The sequence below is a fragment of the Brevibacterium sp. AGC70 genome (assembly GCF_057334195.1).
Genome location: NZ_JBHFIH010000001.1, coordinates 193,940 through 196,112, shown reverse-complemented (window position 1 = coordinate 196,112; position 2,173 = coordinate 193,940). Strand labels below are relative to the sequence as shown.

Sequence of the window (2,173 nt, the reverse complement as noted above, 5' to 3'; positions counted from 1 at the left end):
CCCCCCCCCCTTTCCTGTATTCACCGCACTGCTGTCGGCGACGATGCTCGCTGCAATCCGGATGCGGCGCAGATATGACGAAGCCAGCGGACTAATATGACGAAGCCAGCGGACTAAACTGTGTGCTGGAAGTGACTGCGTAGCGGCATCGCTGCGGTCACGCATCTTCACACGCACGAATCTTCACACGCACGAATCTGAGCGCTTTCATGAATGAGCGCTTTCATGGACACGAGGAGCAGTATGGACACGGTGATCGCCCGGTTGGGCAAACCGCACGGCATCAAAGGCGAATTCACCGTCGAGGTGCGCACCGACCGACCGGATGAGCGATTCGTCCCCGGTCAGACCTACTCCACCGATCCCGATATCGGTGAGCTGACTCTGACGTCGGCGAGGTGGCACCGGGACCGTCTGCTGCTGAGTTTCGACGAAGTCCCCGATCGGAATCGGGCGGAGGAGATCCGCAACACCCTCATCCTCAGCGATCAGGTCGAGGACGAGGTCGAGGATGACGCCTGGTACCTCGAAGACCTCATCGGACTTCGCGTCCTCGAAGGTGAGACACAGGTCGGGGAGATCGTCGACGTCACCAACGGCACCGCACAGGACCTGCTCCATATGAAGCACATCGACGGACACCAGGCGCTCATTCCCTTCGTCACTGAGATCGTCCCCGAGGTCGATGTTGAAGGCGGATGGGTCAGAGTCACGCCTCCGGCTGGTCTCTTCGACGCCTCGTGAGTCCAGCCATGAAGATCGACGTCGTCTCCATCTTCCCGGAGTATCTCGCCGGGCTTCAGCTCTCCCTCATCGGCAAGGCCGTGGATCAGGGGGTGCTCGACTTGAACGTGCACGACCTGCGTGACTTCACCTTCGACCGGCACAGCACCGTCGATGACTCACCGTACGGAGGGGGTGCCGGAATGGTGATGAAGGCCGAGCCGTGGGCGCTGGCACTCGAGCACATCCTCGGCGGGGAATCTCCTGGGGCAGCCAGCGTCGAGCAGACGGTCGGTGCAGACACCGGTGACGAAGAACCCGCCGCAGCGGGCAGGCCGATCCTCATCGTGCCCAGCCCGGCCGGCCCAGTGTTCAACCAGCGCATCGCAGAGGAACTCTCCGTTGCCGACCACCTCGTGTTCGCGTGCGGACGTTATGAGGGGATCGACCAGCGAGTCATCGACTGGTCGGGCGAACATTTCGATCTTCGCCCCATGAGCATCGGGGACTATGTGCTCAACGGGGGAGAGGTCGCCTCAATGGTGATGATCGAGGCAGTCAGCCGCCTCATCCCCGGAGTCATCGGCAACCCCGAGTCGCTGACAGAGGAAAGCCATGAGGACGGACTCCTCGAGTACCCGATCTACACGAAGCCCGCCAGCTGGAGAGACCGGGACGTGCCCGAGATCCTGCTCAGCGGAAACCACGGCGCGATCGCACGGTGGCGCAGAGACCGCAGACTCGAACGCACAGCCGACGTCAGGCCGGATCTGCTGGCCGGACTCGACGGTCTCGACAAGCATGATCGCGCCGTTCTGGAACGGTTTGAGTCCGGGGATGATTCCGTGAAAGAATAGGTCGTCGCGTTTGTTGGCATTCACCTGCTTCAGGGGGATGGATGCCCAAGACCGTTCTCAGATGTCAGCATCGGAGAATCTCGGGGAGTGATCCCGACAGACGATCCAATCACCGGTTCAACCGGTCCGATATGCGTGTCCTCGACCTGAAGCTGGGGACACATGGAGAAACACAATGCAGAAGCTTGATGTTGTTGATGCAGCCTCGTTGAAGTCTGACGTTCCTGAGTTCCGCCCAGGCGATACCCTCAACGTTCACGTGCGCGTGATCGAAGGATCGCGTTCGCGTATCCAGGTGTTCAAGGGAATCGTCATCCGTCGCCAGGGCGACGGAATCCGCGAGACCTTCACCGCTCGTAAGATCAGCTTCGGCGTCGGAGTCGAGCGCACCTTCCCAGTGCACTCGCCCATCGTCGAGAAGCTCGAAGTCCTTGCCCGCGGTGACGTTCGTCGCGCCAAGCTGTACTACCTGCGCGAACTGCGCGGCAAGGCTGCACGCATCCGCGAAAAGGCCTGATTATTGCCTGGCACTGTGGGCAATGATCACGCGGTGCCGAATAACCGAGAAGAGGGGGGGGGGGGGGGGGGGGGGG

Annotated in this window: 3 protein-coding genes; all 3 read left to right on the top strand. The window is 61.5% G+C overall.

Translation table 11 applies throughout. The annotated features are described in order from the left end of the window. The first annotated feature begins 243 nt into the window (after window positions 1-243). Window positions 244-744: a ribosome maturation factor RimM gene (rimM, locus tag ACE03M_RS00840; RefSeq protein WP_143922491.1), complete on the top strand. Its 501-nt coding sequence runs from the start codon at window positions 244-246 to the stop codon at window positions 742-744. An 8-nt stretch (window positions 745-752) separates the two neighbouring features. Then, window positions 753-1,580 (top strand): tRNA (guanosine(37)-N1)-methyltransferase TrmD, encoded by an 828-nt coding sequence (gene trmD, locus ACE03M_RS00835; RefSeq protein WP_485932213.1) that lies wholly within the window; start codon window positions 753-755, stop codon window positions 1,578-1,580. Window positions 1,581-1,755: 175 nt separating this feature from the next. Continuing rightward, window positions 1,756-2,097, top strand: coding sequence for a 50S ribosomal protein L19 (gene rplS, locus ACE03M_RS00830; protein WP_143922493.1), 342 nt, complete (start codon window positions 1,756-1,758; stop codon window positions 2,095-2,097). Window positions 2,098-2,173: the final 76 nt, after the last annotated feature.

Coding starts and splice junctions, on each gene's coding strand:
- rimM (WP_143922491.1), top strand. CDS start 244: ATGGACACGGTGATCGCCCGGTTGGGCAAACCGCACGGCATCAAAGGC.
- trmD (WP_485932213.1), top strand. CDS start 753: ATGAAGATCGACGTCGTCTCCATCTTCCCGGAGTATCTCGCCGGGCTT.
- rplS (WP_143922493.1), top strand. CDS start 1,756: ATGCAGAAGCTTGATGTTGTTGATGCAGCCTCGTTGAAGTCTGACGTT.